Here is a 15,996-nt window from a genome sequence, read left to right as displayed (position 1 = left end):
GCGGAGTCGCCAAAGGGTTATGTGATGCCTTTCTCCCTTGCGCCTCCCAACTTTTGGCGGGCGCTCTGGCACGCAGGCTGCGTGCCGTCTGGCCGACCGCCCGGTCATCGGTTTGCCCTGCCTGGGCCGCCCCCCTAGAATGCCGCGATGCAAAACGACCCCGAACTCCTCATCGCGTCCCTCAACGATGCCCAGGTGCAGGCTGTGGCCGCTCCGCTGGGCCGCCAGCTGGTGCTGGCCGGCGCCGGCTCCGGCAAGACCCGCGTGCTGGTGCATCGCATCGCCTGGCTGATCCTCACCGAGGGTGCCTCGCCTCATTCCATCCTCTCGGTGACCTTCACCAACAAGGCCGCCGCCGAGATGCGCCACCGCATCGAGCAGCTGCTGGGCATCAACCCGGCCGGCATGTGGGTGGGCACCTTCCACGGCCTGGCGCACCGCCTGTTGCGCGCGCACTGGCAGGAGGCCGGGCTGGCGGAGAACTTCCAGATCCTCGATGGCGATGACCAGCAACGGCTGATCAAGCGGGTGATCCGCGACCTCGGGCTGGACGAGCAGCGCTGGCCGGCGCGCCAGGCGCAGTGGTTCATCAACGGGCAGAAGGACGAGGGCCTGCGCCCGCAGCACATCCAGGCCGGCGGCGACCTGTTCCTCGCCACCATGCTGAAGATCTACGAGGCCTACGAGGCCGCCTGCGCGCGCACCGGGGTCATCGACTTCTCCGAGCTGCTGCTGCGCGCCCTCGACCTCTGGCGCGACAAGCCGAGCCTGCTGGCGCACTACCAGCGGCGCTTCCGCCACCTGCTGGTGGACGAGTTCCAGGACACCAACGCCGTGCAGTACGCCTGGCTGCGCCTGCTCGCCCAGGGTGGCGAGAGCCTGATGGTGGTGGGCGACGACGACCAGTCCATCTACGGCTGGCGCGGCGCGCGGATCGAGAACATCCAGCAGTTCGCCAGCGACTTCCCGGATGTGCAGACCATCCGCCTGGAGCAGAACTACCGCTCCACCGCGGCCATCCTCAAGGCCGCCAATGCGCTGATCGCCAACAACAACGGCCGCCTGGGCAAGGAACTCTGGACCGACGGCCCGGACGGCGAGCCGCTGGGCCTCTATGCCGCCTACAACGAGCACGACGAAGCCCGCTACGTGGTGGAGAGCATCGAGAGCGCGCTGAAGGACGGCATGACCCGCAGCGAGATCGCCATCCTCTACCGCTCCAACGCCCAGTCGCGGGTGCTGGAAGAGGCGCTGCTGCGGGAGAAGATCCCCTACCGCATCTACGGCGGCCAGCGCTTCTTCGAGCGCGCCGAGATCAAGAACGCCATGGCCTACCTGCGCCTGCTGGACGGCCGTGGCAACGACGCTGCGCTGGAGCGGGTGATCAACGTGCCGCCGCGCGGCATCGGCGAGAAGACCGTGGAGAGCATCCGCGAGTTCGCCCGCGCCCAGGACGTGTCCATGTGGGAGGCGATCCGCCTGCTGCTGGCCAACAAGGGCCTGTCGGGGCGCGCGGCGTCGGCCCTGGCGGTGTTCGTCGAACTGGTGGAGAACCTCGCCGCCAAGGTCCTGGAGATGCCCCTGCACCTGATGACCCAGACCGTCATCGAGCAGACCGGGCTGATCACCTACCACAAGGAAGAGAAAGGCGAGAAAGGCCAGGCCCGGGTGGAGAACCTGGAGGAACTGGTCAGTGCCGCCCGTGCCTTCGAGAACAGCGAAGAGGACGAGGAGCTGACGCCGCTGCAGGCCTTCCTCAGCCACGCCTCCCTGGAAGCCGGCGAAGCCCAGGCCGATGCCTTCGAGGACAGCGTCCAGCTGATGACCCTGCACAGCGCCAAGGGCCTGGAGTTCCCTCTGGTGTTCCTGGTGGGCATGGAAGAGGGCCTGTTCCCCCACAAGATGAGCATGGAGGAGCCCGGCCGCCTGGAAGAGGAGCGCCGCCTGGCCTACGTCGGCGTCACCCGCGCCATGCAGCGCCTGGTGCTGACCTACGCCGAGACCCGGCGCCTGTACGGCAGCGAGACCTACAACAAGGTCTCGCGCTTCGTCCGCGAGATTCCCGCCTCGCTGGTGCGCGAAGTGCGCCTGGGCAATACCGTCAGCCGCCCGATGGCCGGCAGCGCCCCGCGCACGCCGTCGATGTTCAGCGGCGCCGAAGTGCCGGAGACCGGCTTCACCCTCGGCCAGCGTGTGCAGCATGCGTTGTTCGGCGAGGGCACCATCCTCAACTTCGAAGGCGCCGGCGCCCAGGCGCGGGTGCAGGTGAAGTTCGAGAGCGAAGGCAGCAAGTGGCTGATGCTGGCCTACGCGAAGCTGCAGCCGCTCTGAGGCCGGTGTGGCCGGGAGGGTCTGGTTTGCCCTTCCGGCCGTCGCTTCCCTGGCTGTACCTGCTCGACCCACCGGGCGCTCCCTGCCTGTCATTTCCCAAGGGCTATGCCAACCCTTGGCTGCTCTCCAGCCCCTTTCCCCAGTGGGCAATCCATGAGCGCACGCCGCAGCACCCGCCTGAGACACCCCCCATAAAAAACCCCGGCACGAAGGCCGGGGCTGGGAAAGGTGGAGCGCAGGCGTGTGATCTCAGTCCACGGCCTTGACCATGTCTTCCAGGACTTTCTTGGCGTCGCCGAAGACCATCATGGTCTTGTCCAGGTAGAACAGTTCGTTGTCCAGGCCGGCGTAGCCGCTGGCCATGGAGCGTTTGTTGACGATCACGGTCTTGGCCTTGTAGGCCTCGAGGATCGGCATGCCGGCGATGGGCGACTTGGGGTCGTTCTTCGCGGCCGGGTTGACCACGTCGTTGGCGCCCAGGACCAGCACCACGTCGGCCTGGCCGAACTCGGAGTTGATGTCTTCCATCTCGAATACCTGCTCGTAGGGCACTTCGGCCTCGGCCAGCAGGACGTTCATGTGGCCGGGCATGCGGCCGGCGACCGGGTGGATGGCGAACTTCACGGTCACGCCACGGTGGCTCAGCTTCTCCGACAGTTCCATCAGCGCGTGCTGGGCACGGGCCACGGCCAGGCCGTAGCCGGGGACGATGATGACGGTGTCGGCGTTGGTCAGCAGGAAGGCCGCGTCGTCGGAGGAGCCCGACTTCACCGGGCGCTGCTCCTGGCTGCCGCCCGAGCTGCCGGCGTCTGCGTCGGCACCGAAGCCGCCGAGGATGACGTTGAAGAACGAGCGGTTCATCGCCTTGCACATGATGTAGGAGAGGATCGCGCCCGAGGAGCCCACCAGCGAACCGGCGATGATCAGCATCGAGTTGTTCAGCGAGAAGCCGATGCCGGCCGCCGCCCAGCCCGAGTAGCTGTTGAGCATCGACACCACCACCGGCATGTCGGCGCCGCCGATCGGGATGATGATCAGCACGCCGATGACGAAGGCCAGGGCCACCAGCACGGCGAAGGCGCGGATGTCACCGGTGAAGGTGAAGTACAGGCCCAGTGCGAGGATGGCCAGGCCCACCAGCAGGTTGACCATGTGCTGGCCCTTGAACACCACCGGGGCGCCCTGGAACAGGCGGAACTTGTACTTGCCGGAGAGCTTGCCGAAGGCGATCACCGAACCGGAGAAGGTGATGGCACCGATGGCTGCGCCGAGGAACAGTTCCAGGCGGTTGCCCTTGGGAATGGCGTCGCCCAGGGTGGCGACGATGCCCAGGGACTGGGGTTCGACCACGGCGGCGATGGCGATGAACACGGCGGCCAGGCCGATCATGCTGTGCATGAAGGCGACCAGCTCCGGCATCTTGGTCATTTCGACGCGCTTGGCCATGATCGAGCCGGCGGTGCCGCCGACCAGCAGGCCGACGATGACGTAGCCGATGCCCTGGGTGGCCAGCTCGGCGCCGAGCTTGTAGATCAGGCCGACGGTGGTGAACACCGCGATGGCCATGCCGATCATGCCGAACAGGTTGCCGCGACGGGACGTGGTCGGGTGCGACAGGCCCTTCAGGGCCTGGATGAAGCACACCGAGGCGACGAGGTAGAGAACAGTGATCAGGTTCATGCTCATGGTCAGTGTTTCTCCGCAGCCGCTTTCGGCGCTTTCTTCTTGAACATTTCCAGCATGCGGCGGGTGACCAGGAAGCCACCGAAGACGTTCACCGCGGCCAGGGCCACCGCCAGGGTGCCCATGGCCTTGCCCAGGGGGGTGACGGTGAGCGCGGCGGCCAGCATGGCGCCGACGATCACGATCGCGGAGATGGCGTTGGTCACGGCCATCAGCGGGGTGTGCAGGGCGGGGGTCACGTTCCACACCACGTGGTAGCCGACGTAGATGGCCAGCACGAAGATGATCAGGTTGTAGATGCCGTCAGAAATCAGGTCCATGTCCGCTGCCCCTTAGCCGTTGGTGCGGACGACTTGCCCGTCGCGGCACATCAGGCACGCGGCGACGATGTCGTCTTCGAGGTTGAGGTGGAACTGGCCGTCCTTGTCGATGACCAGCTTGAGGAAATCCAGCAGGTTGCGGGCGTACAGCGCGGAGGCATCGGCCGGCACCAGGGCCGCGAGGTTGCCGTGGCCGACGATGGTGACGCCGTGCTTGACCACCACCTGGTCCAGCTCGGTGAGCGGGCAGTTGCCACCCTGGGCGGCGGCCAGGTCGATGACCACGGAGCCCGGCTTCATTTCGGCGACGGTGGCCTCGTGGAGCAGGGTCGGTGCCTTGCGGCCGGGGATCAGCGCGGTGGTGATGACGATGTCGGACTGCTTGGCGCGCTCGTGCACGGCCTTGGCCTGGCGCTCCATCCAGGAGGCGGGCATGGGACGGGCATAGCCGCCGACGCCCTGGGCGCATTCGCGCTCTTCATCGGTCTCGAAGGGCACGTCGACGAACTTGGCGCCGAGGGACTCGATCTGCTCCTTCACCGCCGGGCGCACGTCGGAGGCTTCGATCACCGCACCCAGGCGCTTGGCCGTGGCGATGGCCTGCAGGCCGGCGACGCCGGCGCCGAGAATCAGCACGCGAGCGGCCTTCACGGTGCCGGCGGCGGTCATCAGCATGGGCATGAAGCGCGGGTAGTGGTTGGCCGCCAGCATCACCGCCTTGTAGCCGGCGATGTTGGCCTGGGACGACAGCACGTCCAGGCTCTGGGCGCGGGAGGTACGCGGGGCGGCCTCCAGGGCGAAGGCGGTCAGGCCACGGGCGTTGAGCCGGGCGATGGTTTCGTTGCTGAAGGGGTTGAGCATCCCCACCAGGACGGCACCGGCCTTCATCAGGGCGGCTTCGTCGTCGCTGGGGGCCACGACCTTGAGCACCAGGTCGGCACCGAAGGCGGCAGCGGCATCACCCAGGGTGGCGCCGACGGCTTCGAAGGCGGCGTCGGGAATGCTGGCGTTGATGCCGGCCCCGCGCTGCACGGTGACCTGATGGCCTTGGCCGATCAGCTTCTTGATGGTCTCTGGCGTCGCGGCAACCCGCGTTTCGCCGGCCTGGGTTTCGAGAGGAACACCGATGTGCACGTAAAAACCTCCTGCGTGATCGTTTTACTTATGAGTCCAGTGCACTGCGATGGCGCTCTGGCGGGCGGATCAGCACGACGCCGCCGGGTGCGCATGGCGCGACCAGGACGGGCGCGGCATTTTGCAGGTGAACCGAATGGCCATCAAGGAGTTCTGGAGCAAAACGCAACAAGAACTACAAGTCACCTACTGACCGTTTTCCCGGTGATAAGGTTCGATCTGCCTCCAGCCCTTGTTTAATGGGCCTTTCGGCGTTCTATTGTCTTCCGTTAGGCGCCGGGGCTCGTGGAAAAACGTCGGGCACGCCGGAACCTCGGGAAGGCTGCGCAATCCTGCCGTGTCCAGCGTGGTGACTGTTAGTCAGCGTTTTTTATAGTTGCCATAAGGTCCCGGAAATCCGGGCTTCTGTAGTTTTCATGAATAGTTGACTACAGGGTCAGGTCGCTCTGCGACGGGGCTTTGAGCCGAGTGTGCGGGGTGGGTGTGGCGGATTGTCGCGATGGGGCCTCAGACCAGCAGGCCAAGGGTCTTGGCGCGCATCACGGCCTGGGTGCGACGTTTCACGCCGAGCTTGCTGTTGATCTTCTTGGTGTGGGTCTTGACGGTGTTGACCGAGATGAACAGCCGCCCGCCGATCTCTTCGTTCGAGCAGCCCTCGGCCAGCAGGTGCAGCACCGCCTGTTCCCGCTGGCTGAGCAGCGCCACGGCCGCCGGGGTGCCGTTCGGCAGGGCGGCCCATTCCTGCAGCAGGCCGTTGAGGCCCAGGGCCGAGGCCTGCTGGCGGGCTTCGCGCTCCAACTGGGCGGCGTCCTCCTGGCCGAGTTGCCGCGCGGCCTCGGCCAGTACCAGGCCGACTTCACAGGCCAGCGGCCGGTACTGCAGGCGCTCGCAGCGTTGCAGGAGGCTGCGCAATGCCGCTTCGGCCTGCTGCGGGCGACCGGCACTGAGGTGCACCCGGGCCAGCAGCAGTTGGTTGCGCAGGGGCAGGGTGGGGTAGTCCAGCGGGGCCATCCAGGGGTGTTCGCCCTCGAAGTAGCGCTGGATGCGCAGGCCCACCGGCTCGACCCGTTCCCAGCGGCCCTGGCGGGCCAGCACGCGCATGCTCTGCAGGCTGAGGGCGCCGTTGAAGCACAGGCGCCAGACCTGCCGGCAGTGCATCTGCCGCTCGGCTTCGCGCAGGTGGAGGAAGGCCTGGTCGAACTCGCCCTGGCGCGAGCTGCGTTCGGCGAGGCCGAGGTAGCCGTGCAGGGCGAAGGGGTCGGCGCAGGCCAGGGCCTGTTCCAGGCCGCTGTCCAGGGCGGGGCCGGCTTCGTCGAGGCGGCCGTGGAGCAGGTGCAGTTCGGCCTGGATCAGGTGCAGGCGGCCCAGCAGCAGGCCGTCGACGCCCCGGCGCCGGGCGGTGAGGGCGAAGCTCTGGGTGACCAGGCTCTGGGCACGGGTGAGCTCGCCCCGCAGGACCAGCAGGCGAATGCGGTCGAGGTTGATCAGCACCTCGAAGAGCACGCTGCCCTGGCGCCGTGCCAGTTCGAGGGCGTCGTGCAGCAGGGCGGCGGCCTGGTCGGGCTCGCCTTCGGCCATGGCCAGCCGGGCCAGGGCGGAGTGGCACAGCAGCAGCGGCATCCAGTCCCGTTCGGGCAGGTGTTCCAGGGCTTCGCGGCAGTGCTGCCGGGCGTCGCTGGCGGAGCGTCCGCGCAGGGCGGTGAGCACGCCCTGCAGGGCCTGGCCGTTGGCGATCAGCTTGCGGTTGCGCCGTGCGTCGGCCTGGGGCAGGAAGCGGCCGAGGTGCTCGATGCAGGCCTGGGCTTCGTCCAGGCGCCAGGCCAGCAACAGGGCCCAGGCACTGAGGGTGAGCAGGCGCGGGGTGCTTTCCAGCAGCACCTGGGGCAGGCGGTCGCGCCAGGCGAGCAGGTGGGCGAGGTGCTGTTCGCCGGTGAGCCATTCCTGGCCGAGGTGTTCGAGGTAGTTGGCGGCCACTTCCGGCTGCTGGGCGCAGAGGGCCTGTTCGATGGCGTCTTCCACCTGGCCGGCGGCGATGAAGACCCGGCAGGCGGCCAGGTGCAGGTGGGTGGCGGCTGCGGGGGCGAGGCGGTTGCGCAGCACTCGGGCGACGATGGGCAGGACGCGGTACCAGCGGCCTTCTTCGTCCAGCGGCATGAAGAAGGCATGGCGGGCGAGAAGGCGGGCGAACAGGGCGGCGCCATCGCCGTCCTCCCAGAGTTGCTGGCAGAGCTCGGCGCTGACCCGGGGCAGGTGCACCAGGGCGAACAGGCAGCGGGCTTCGTCGTCGTCCAGGCGGGCCAGCAGTTCGTGGTCGAGGTATTCCTTGAGCCAGCAGTGGTGGGCGCCGACGTTGCTGGCGGCGGCCGGGGGGAAGCGGCTGCACAGTTGCAGGCGGACGCCGGCGCACCAGCCTTCGCTTTCCGCCCACAGCTCGTCGCGCAGGGTCGGGTTGGCCTGGGGGGCGATCAGGTCCACCAGGCGCTCCTGCTCGTCACGGGTGAGGGCCAGCCGGGCGGCGTCCAGCTCCTGCAGGTCACCGGCCAGCAACAGGCGCGGCAGGTTCCACTCGGGGCGCTGGCGGGCGCTGACCAGCAGTTGCAAGTTGGGTGGGGTGCGGGCGAGCAGCAGGTCGATGCAGGCGTCCAGTTCGGGTGGCGGGTCGGCGGGGTAGTCGTCGAGTACCAGCCACAGCGGCCGCGAGGGGTCGCCCAGCAGTTGCCAGAGGGCCTGTTGCGGGGGCAGGTCGGGGGCCGGGCGCTGCAGGGCGGTGGCGACCTGGGCGACCAGGCGCTCCACGGGGAGGGCTTCGCCACCGAGGCCGATCCAGGCGATAGCGTCGTGGGTGTCGGCGCCGGCCCGCAGCAGTTCGCTGAGCAGCACGCTCTTGCCGAAGCCGGCGGGGGCACAGAGCAGGCGCAGGCGCGCCGGTTGCTCCAGCAGCGGCGCCACCAGGCGCGGTCGGGGCACGTGCGCGGGCGGCAGGCGGGGCACGCCGGGACGGTCGGGTCGGGGGGCGGTGCGGGGCATGGCGGTTCTCGGTGTTGTCGTTATGGTGAACCGTGGTCGTTCAGGCTAGACATCCGCTGCCATCGCGCAAAGGCCCATGCGCCGGCGTGATGGCGGGTCATAAGGGGGCGCCCGTCCCTGGGCGCGGTGTGCTCAGCGGATGCCGGCGTTGCGCAGGGCGGCGGGGGTGTAGTCGGCGCCGCTGGCCTTGAAGCCGAACTCGGTGCCGTGCTTCTCCTCGTTCTTCAGGCCGAGGGCGATGTAGCGGCCGGCGATGATGTCGTAGAGGGCTTCGAGGGTGTAGGCGGAGACCTGCTGGCCGTAGTGGTACTCGGCGTGGCCTTCGCCGACGCGCCACAGTTGGCCGCGACCGTCGTAGTGGTCCACCAGGGCCACCTGCCAGCTGTCCTCGTCGAGGTACATGTGGCGCTTGGCGTAGATGTGCCGCTCGCCGGACTTGAGGGTGGCGACCACTTCCCAGACCCGGTGCAGCTCGTAGCGGGTGAGGTCCTGGTTGATGTGGCCGGGGCGGACGATGTCGGCGTACTTGAGGCTGGTGGAGTCGAGTTTGTAGCTGTTGTAGGGGATGTACATCTCCTTCTTGCCGATCAGCTTCCAGTCATAGCGGTCGGGGGCGCCGGAGAACATGTCGAAGTTGTCGGCGGTGCGCATGCCGTCGGCGGCGGTACCGGGGCCGTCGTAGGCGACCTGGGGGGCACGGCGCACGCGGCGCTGGCCGGCGTTGTAGATCCACGCCAGGCGCGGCTCCTTGACCTGGTCGATGGTCTCGTGGACCAGCAGCACGTTGCCGGCCAGGCGCGAGGGCGCGAGGACCCGCTGCTTGAAGTAGAGGAGGATGTTGGCGGCCTTGTCCTTGTCCAGGTCGGTCATGTCGGCGGGGAAGGCGACCTCGTCCTGGAACTGCACGGGAGAGAAGGAGCCGTTGGTCTGCGGGGTGACCTGGACCACCAGGCGCCGGGCGTTGCCGCCGCGGTAGCGGGTGATGTGGTTCCACAGCACCTGGACGCCGTCCTTGGGAATCGGGAAGGCGTAGTAGTGGCTGTCGGCGAAGTTGGAGAGGCCGTTGCCGCCGTCCACCGGCTGGGTGTTGAGGGCGCTCTGCCGGGCGGCGGCGTAGATGGCCTCCGGCGCGGCGGCGGTGCGGTGGGTGGGGTAGACCGGGATCTTGTAGGTCTCGGGGTAGCGCTTGAACATCGCCAGCTGCCCTTCGGAGAGCCTGGCTTTGTACTGGTCGACGTTCTGGGCGGTGATGGTGAACAGCGGCTTCTCACTGGCGAAGGGGTCGGCGAGGAAGCCGTTGGCGTCGATCGGTGCGGCGTTCTTCGCCAGGCCGCCGGTCCAGGCGGGGATGCTGCCGTCGGCGTTGCCGGCCTTCTCGGCGCCCAGGGGGGTGAGGGTGGTGCCGAGTTGGGCGGCCTCTTCGGGGCTGACGGCCGCCATGACCTGGCAGGCCAGCAGGCCGAGTACCAGTGCGCCACCTTGCAGGATTCTTATGGTTTTCATGGTGCGAGTCCTATGCGCGGGGTCAGAAGTTCAGACCGAAGCTGAGGGCGACGAAGTCGCGATCAGTGGTGGGGTTGTAGTGGCCGCCGAAGAAGTCGGTGTAGCTGAGGCTGGCGGTGTAGGTGTTCTGGTATTCGGCGGTGAGGCCGAGGCTGATGGCCTTGGAGCCTTCGTTGAAGTTGGGGCCGTAGCCGTCGACGTCATGGGACCAGGCGAGGCTCGGGCTGAGGTTGATGCCGGCGATGACGTTGGGGTAGTCGAGCACGGCGCGGGCGCGGTAGCCCCAGGAGTTGCTGGTGTAGAAGCCCTTGTCGTTGCACTCGCGCTGGGCGGGGCTGGAGGCGGTGAGGGCGATGCAGGTGGCCTGGGAGGAAAGCTGGCCGGGGCCGTAGATCGGGTCGCGGCCGTAGCGCAGGGAGCCGATGTCGTCGTCGAGGCCGCTGATGTGGTTGTAGCCGACCTCGGCCACCAGGGTGAGGCGGCTGGCGCCCATGACCTGGTCGACGAACTGGGTGGCGGTGACCTGGGCCTGGGTGACCGGCTTGCGCTCGTAGCCATGGATGATGGCGCCGGCGGTGTTGCTGCTGTGGCCGCTCTCGAACACCGGTGAGGACGGTACCGCCAGGGCGGCGAAGGACAGGTCGGTGCTGTTGAGCTGCAGCGGCATGTTGGGACGGTAGCTGATCTCGCCGGCCACCGAGGTGCCTTCGATGTTGGTCTGGAAGCTCAGGCCGTAGAGGCGGATGTCCTCGGGGTATTCGATGAAGTAGCGGGCGCCCGGTGCACCGGGGATCACCGCGAGGCTCGGGCTGGTGGTGCGGATGGTGCTGAACACCGGGCCACGGCTGTGGTAGTTCATGGCGTAGGCGCCGAATTCGGTGTCGTTGAACTCCGGCACGAACCAGCGCAGGGCGACGCCGAACTGGCCGCTGTCGCGGGCGTCCTTGTCACCGGCGCGGGGGATGTAGAGGGTGCTGCCGGTGTTGGTGGAAACGCCGGGGGCGAGGTCGGGCCCGTTGACGATGAGGCGGTCGGTGCAGCCGTCGGCGACCACGTCGGAGGTGGAGAAGAAGGTGCCGCAGTTGTCGGCGACGGTCTGGTCCCATTCCAGCTGGTAGAAGGCTTCGGCCGAGAGGTTCTCGGTGAGGCTCTGGGACAGGTAGATCATGTTGACCGGGATGAGGCCTTCCTTGATCTCGGCACCCGGGCGGCGGAAGGCGGCGGCGTCGATGGGGTTGATGCTGTTGATGCTGTTGCCGATGAAGGTGCTCTCGCCCCAGCTCACCACCTGCTTGCCAACCCGGACCGAGCCGGGCAGGTCGCCGAGGTTGTAATTGTGGTAGAGGAAGGCATCGAGGATCTGCGCGCCGGAGGCCTTGGCCCCTTCCTTCCGGTTGTGGTCGTCGATGTCGTAGAACTCGCGGTGCTCGTCCTTGAGTTCGAAGTCATACCAGTACTTGCCACGGATGAAGACGCCGGTGTCGCCGTACTTCAGTTCGAGGTCGTGGATGCCCTTGAAGATCTTCGAGAAGGTCTCGCCCTTCTTGAAGTTGAGGCGGCCATCGTCGCTGGTCCGGGACAGGGCGGTGCCGCCGCTGGCGGTAGAGATGAAGTCCCGGTCCGGGGCGCGGGTGCTCCAGCTGGCGCCGACGGACAGCGAGGAGTCCAGCTGCCCTTCGATCTCCCCGATGTTGAAGTTGATGGCGAAGGCGGGGGCGCTCAGCCCCAGTGCCACGGCGGCGGCCAGCGCGTGCGGCCGGAAGATTCCGCGCATTGTTCTTGTTGTCATGCGGCTCTCCAGTGAAGGAATGAGGGAGGCTTCATGCTAGTCAGCGCGGTCGGGGCCCATAACTGCCTGAATGGGCGATTTGCGGCATCACCCGTGTGGGTGATGCGGTGGGATGGGGCGCGGGGAAATGACCTGTTCTGGTGCGTCGGGTGGCGATTCGGGCTGGGCTGTCACCTTGCGTGACAGGGAGCCGGGCGGGGTGTTTCGCCTCAGGATTCGCCTGCTTCCTGGCGATACCGGGCGGCGGCTTCCAGCAGCCAGTCGCGGAAGGCGCCGAGCACGGCGGACTCGACCTTGCGCTCGGGGATGAACAGGTAATAGGCCTTGTCGCTGCGGCAGCTGTGGGTGAGGGCGGTGACCAGGCGGCCTTCCTCCAGTTCGCGCTGGATGAGGAAGGGGGGAATGAGGGCGACGCCCATTTCGTGCATGGCGGCCTGGGCGAGCATGGAGAAGAGTTCGTAGCGTGGGCCGCTGAGGTCGCGGGCGACGTTCAGGCCGAGGGAGTTGAACCACTGGCGCCAGGCGTAGGGGCGGGTGGTCTGCTGCAGCAGCGGCAGGCGGGCGATGTCCTCGGCGCTGAGGCTGGTTCGGCCGCCCAGCAGGCTGGGGCTGCACACCGGTACGGAATGCTCGTGCATGAGGAAGTGGGACTGGGTGCCGGACCAGTCGGCGGTGCCGAAGTGCAGGGCGGCGTCGAAGTCAGTGTCGGCGAACAGGAAGGGGCGGGTGCGGTTGGTGAGGTTGACGGTGACTTCGGGGTGCAGGCGCTGGAAGTCCTTCAGCCGGGGCAGCAGCCATTGGGTGCCGAAGGTGGGGACCACGGCGAGTTCGATGGCCATGGCGCCCTGCTGGCCCATGACGGCGAGGGTGTCCCGCTCGACGGCGTCGAGCTGGCTGGCGATGCGCCGGGAGTAGGCGAGGCCGGCTTCGGTGAGCTTCACGCCACGTCGGGAGCGGCGGAACAGTTCGATGCCGAGGAAGTCCTCCAGGCCGCCGATCTGGCGGCAGATGGCGCTCTGGGTGAGGGCCAGCTCTTCGGCCGCCTTGGTGAAGCTCTGGTGGCGGGCGGCGGATTCGAATGCGACCAGTGCGCTGGTGCTGGGAATCTTGCGGCGCATTGTGTACGGCTACCTCACAAATGACGGGCCTTTGGCGGGGCTATGAAGCTTTCGGAGTGAGAAATTAGCACAAGAGGGTGCGAAAACCTCGTTTGCCGGGCCTGGGGGCGCTGTCTAGGATTGTTCCCCACAACGCGCGGACACTCCGCCTGATCCCATCCCTTATTCGAGGACCTGCCCATGGCTGCCAAAGCTTCCTTCAACTGGATCGACCCGTTGCTGCTGGACCAGCAACTGACCGAAGAGGAGCGCATGGTGCGCGAGAGCGCCCAGCAGTTCGCCGAGGACAAGCTGGCGCCGCGCGTGCTGGAGGCCTTCCGTCATGAGCAGACCGATCCGGCGATCTTCCGCGAGATGGGCGAAGTGGGCCTGCTGGGCGCGACCATTCCGGTGGAGTACGGCGGCAGCGGTCTGAACTACGTGTGCTACGGGCTGATCGCCCGCGAAGTGGAACGCATCGACTCGGGCTACCGCTCGATGATGAGCGTGCAGTCGTCCTTGGTGATGGTGCCGATCAACGAGTTCGGCAGCGAGGCGCAGAAGCAGAAGTACCTGCCGAAGCTGGCCAGCGGTGAGTGGATCGGCTGCTTCGGCCTGACCGAGCCGAACCATGGTTCCGACCCGGGTTCGATGGTGACCCGTGCGAAGAAGGTGGACGGCGGCTATCGCCTGAGCGGCAGCAAGATGTGGATCACCAACAGCCCGATCGCCGATGTGTTCGTGGTCTGGGCGAAGGACGATGCCGGCGACATCCGCGGCTTCGTGCTGGAGAAAGGCTGGGAAGGCCTGAGCGCGCCGGCGATCCACGGCAAGGTGGGCCTGCGTGCCTCCATCACCGGCGAGATCGTGATGGACAATGTGTTCGTGCCGGAGGAGAACGCGTTCCCTGAGGTGCGTGGCCTGAAAGGTCCGTTCACCTGTCTGAACTCGGCTCGTTACGGCATCTCCTGGGGGGCGCTGGGTGCCGCCGAGTTCTGCTGGCATACCGCGCGCCAGTACGTGCTGGACCGTCACCAGTTCGGTCGCCCGCTGGCGGCCAACCAGCTGATCCAGAAGAAGCTGGCCGACATGCAGACCGAGATCACCCTGGCCCTGCAGGGCTGCCTGCGCCTCGGCCGGATGAAGGACGAGGGTACGGCGGCGGTGGAGATCACTTCGATCATGAAGCGGAACAGCTGCGGCAAGGCGCTGGACATCGCGCGCATGGCCCGCGACATGCTGGGCGGCAACGGCATCTCCGACGAGTTCGGCATCGCCCGTCACCTGGTGAACCTGGAGGTGGTCAACACCTACGAGGGTACTCATGACGTGCATGCGCTGATCCTCGGCCGCGCGCAGACCGGTATCCAGGCGTTCTTCTGATCCGGTCCCTGGCCGGGTCCTTCTATATATAGAGGGGCCCGGCTCTGCTTCTTTCTTCTTCCGCAGGTGATTCCATGGCTGGTGCCCTCTCCCATATCCGCGTGCTCGACCTGTCCCGTGTGCTTGCCGGGCCTTGGTCGGGGCAGATCCTTGCTGACCTCGGTGCCGATGTGATCAAGGTGGAGCGGCCGGGGAGTGGCGACGATACCCGCGCCTGGGGGCCACCCTTCCTCAAGGACGAAAGCGGGCGGGATACCAGCGAGGCGGCGTACTTCCTCTCGGCCAACCGCAACAAGCAGTCGGTGACCATCGACTTCACCCAGTCGGAGGGCCAGGCGCTGGTGCGAAAGCTGGCGGCGGAGTCGGACATCCTCATCGAGAACTTCAAGGTCGGTGGGCTGGCGGCCTATGGGCTGGACTACGCGTCGCTCAAGGCGATCAACCCGCGTCTCATCTATTGCTCCATCACCGGCTTCGGCCAGTTCGGCCCCTATGCCAAGCGGGCGGGTTACGACTTCATGATCCAGGGGCTGGGTGGGCTGATGAGCCTGACCGGGCGCTCGGACCAGGAAGAGGGTGCCGGGCCTGTGAAGGTGGGGGTGGCGCTGACGGACATTCTTACCGGGCTCTATTCCAGCGTGGCCATCCTGGCGGCCCTGACCGCCCGTGAGACCACCGGCCGGGGGCAGCACATCGACATGGCGCTGCTGGACGTGCAGGTGGCCTGCCTGGCGAACCAGGCGATGAACTACCTGACCACGGGCGTTCCTCCCCGGCGCCTGGGCAATGCGCATCCGAATATCGTGCCGTACCAGGATTTCCCCACGGCGGATGGTGATTTCATCCTCACGGTTGGCAACGACGGGCAGTTCCGTAAGTTCTGTGAGGTGGCCGGGCATCCGGAATGGGCGGACGATCCGCGCTTTGCCAGCAACAAGGCACGGGTGGCGAACCGGGCGGAGCTGATCCCGCTGATCCGCCAGGCCACCGTATTCAAGACCACGGCCGAGTGGGTGGCGGCACTGGAAGCGGTCGGCGTGCCCTGCGGACCGATCAACGACCTGGCGGCGGTATTTGAGGATCCCCAGGTGCTGGCCCGGGGGCTGAAAGTCGAATTGCCCCATGCACTGGCCGGTGCGGTGGCCCAGGTGGCCAGTCCGCTGCGCCTCTCCGATACGCCGGTGGAGTACCGGATGGCACCGCCGCGCCTGGGCGAGCACACGGCATCCGTACTGGAGCGTGTGCTGGGGCTGTCGGCGGAGGCTATCGAGCGTCTGCGGCAGGAAGGGGTGGTGTAGCCACCTCTATAAAGAGGCCTGGAAGCCAGGCGTAAACTTTTTCCGAAAAGGGGGTTTACACCCATCTTCACTCATGTAGAATGCGCGCCTCGCTGAAGCGGAACGCTCTGCCAAGCGAGCTAAGTTGTTGAGTAGAAAAGAAAATTTCGAAAAACAGCTTGACGGAAGAAAGAGGTGCTGTAGAATGCGCGCCTCGCTTCGGAAGAGAAATCGAACGAAGCGCAAGTTGTTGAGTAGAAAGAAAAAATTCTTCGAAAAACAGCTTGACAGAAAGAAAGGCTGCTGTAGAATGCGCGGCCTCGGTTGAGACGAAAGACTTGATCGAAACGCTCTTTAAAAATTTGAATCAAGCAATTCGTGTGGGTGCTTGTGATGTAAGACTGGTAGTCGACTGATTATCAGCAACACAAGTAACACTCGTGAATTCGAGA

At 66.7% G+C, this 15,996-nt stretch carries 10 protein-coding genes; 3 read left to right on the top strand and 7 right to left on the bottom strand.

The features are described from left to right. Window positions 1-147: 147 nt before the first annotated feature. Window positions 148-2,331, top strand: coding sequence for a DNA helicase II (uvrD, locus tag RTK35_RS06205; RefSeq protein WP_044405767.1), 2,184 nt, complete (start codon window positions 148-150; stop codon window positions 2,329-2,331). Window positions 2,332-2,580: 249 nt separating this feature from the next. On the opposite strand, the gene RTK35_RS06200 is transcribed toward uvrD, so the two are convergent. The 7 genes from RTK35_RS06200 to RTK35_RS06170 all read right to left on the bottom strand — a co-directional run bounded on the left by RTK35_RS06200 (window position 2,581) and on the right by RTK35_RS06170 (window position 12,905). Then, window positions 2,581-4,017: an NAD(P)(+) transhydrogenase (Re/Si-specific) subunit beta gene (locus RTK35_RS06200; protein ID WP_044405769.1), complete on the bottom strand. Its 1,437-nt coding sequence runs from the start codon at window positions 4,015-4,017 to the stop codon at window positions 2,581-2,583. Between the two features lie 2 nt (window positions 4,018-4,019). Then, window positions 4,020-4,334, bottom strand: a complete 315-nt coding sequence (locus tag RTK35_RS06195; protein WP_044405771.1) for an NAD(P) transhydrogenase subunit alpha — start codon at window positions 4,332-4,334, stop codon at window positions 4,020-4,022. A gap of 12 nt (window positions 4,335-4,346) precedes the next feature. After that, window positions 4,347-5,468, bottom strand: coding sequence for a Re/Si-specific NAD(P)(+) transhydrogenase subunit alpha (locus tag RTK35_RS06190; RefSeq protein ID WP_074969656.1), 1,122 nt, complete (start codon window positions 5,466-5,468; stop codon window positions 4,347-4,349). Between the two features lie 507 nt (window positions 5,469-5,975). Beyond that, window positions 5,976-8,495: a LuxR C-terminal-related transcriptional regulator gene (locus RTK35_RS06185; RefSeq protein ID WP_316907635.1), complete on the bottom strand. Its 2,520-nt coding sequence runs from the start codon at window positions 8,493-8,495 to the stop codon at window positions 5,976-5,978. Between the two features lie 132 nt (window positions 8,496-8,627). Next, window positions 8,628-9,998: a DUF1329 domain-containing protein gene (locus tag RTK35_RS06180; RefSeq protein ID WP_044403420.1), complete on the bottom strand. Its 1,371-nt coding sequence runs from the start codon at window positions 9,996-9,998 to the stop codon at window positions 8,628-8,630. Between the two features lie 22 nt (window positions 9,999-10,020). Beyond that, on the bottom strand, window positions 10,021-11,787 hold the full coding sequence (locus tag RTK35_RS06175) for a DUF1302 domain-containing protein (RefSeq protein WP_074969652.1): 1,767 nt from the start codon (window positions 11,785-11,787) through the stop codon (window positions 10,021-10,023). Window positions 11,788-11,996: 209 nt separating this feature from the next. Further along, window positions 11,997-12,905 (bottom strand): LysR family transcriptional regulator, encoded by a 909-nt coding sequence (locus RTK35_RS06170; RefSeq protein ID WP_044403416.1) that lies wholly within the window; start codon window positions 12,903-12,905, stop codon window positions 11,997-11,999. A gap of 180 nt (window positions 12,906-13,085) precedes the next feature. On the opposite strand from RTK35_RS06170, the gene RTK35_RS06165 reads away from it, so the two are divergent. Both RTK35_RS06165 and RTK35_RS06160 read left to right on the top strand, forming a co-directional pair. Next, entirely contained in the window at window positions 13,086-14,267 is a 1,182-nt protein-coding gene (locus RTK35_RS06165; RefSeq protein WP_044403414.1) for an acyl-CoA dehydrogenase, read from the top strand. A gap of 74 nt (window positions 14,268-14,341) precedes the next feature. Next, complete coding sequence (locus tag RTK35_RS06160) at window positions 14,342-15,565, top strand: CaiB/BaiF CoA transferase family protein (RefSeq protein ID WP_044403412.1); 1,224 nt, start codon at window positions 14,342-14,344, stop codon at window positions 15,563-15,565. Window positions 15,566-15,996: the final 431 nt, after the last annotated feature.

It is taken from the genome of Pseudomonas sp. zfem003 (assembly GCF_032621675.1).
In the GTDB taxonomy this organism is placed as follows: Bacteria; Pseudomonadota; Gammaproteobacteria; order Pseudomonadales; family Pseudomonadaceae; genus Metapseudomonas; species Metapseudomonas otitidis.
This window is presented reverse-complemented; position numbering and strand designations above follow the sequence as displayed.